At 47.2% G+C, this 248-nt stretch carries 1 tRNA gene; it reads left to right on the plus strand.

What is annotated here, in order from left to right:
- Window positions 1–46 precede the first annotated feature (46 nt).
- Window positions 47–122 (plus strand) — tRNA-Thr (locus B4K20_RS15995).
- Window positions 123–248 lie beyond the last annotated feature (126 nt).

A 248-nucleotide genomic window follows, 5' to 3' on the forward strand; every position in this document is an offset into this window, starting at 1 on the left:
GTGGGTTCGATTCCCATCACCCGCTCCATTTTTTGGAAGAATTTAGGCCCGCATAGCTCAGTCGGTAGAGCGCATCCATGGTAAGGATGAGGTCATCAGTTCGATTCTGATTGCGGGCTCCACAATTTGTCTTAGGCAGGGTGTTCCTGCCTGTTTTGATTTTTTGGCTCAATAAATTTAGTGCCGGGGATACTACTCATGTCTAAAGCAAAATTTGAACGTTCTAAACCCCACGTCAACGTGGGCAC

It is taken from the genome of Methylophaga sp. UBA5088 (assembly GCF_002414625.1).
Lineage (GTDB): Bacteria > Pseudomonadota > Gammaproteobacteria > Nitrosococcales > Methylophagaceae > Methylophaga > Methylophaga marina.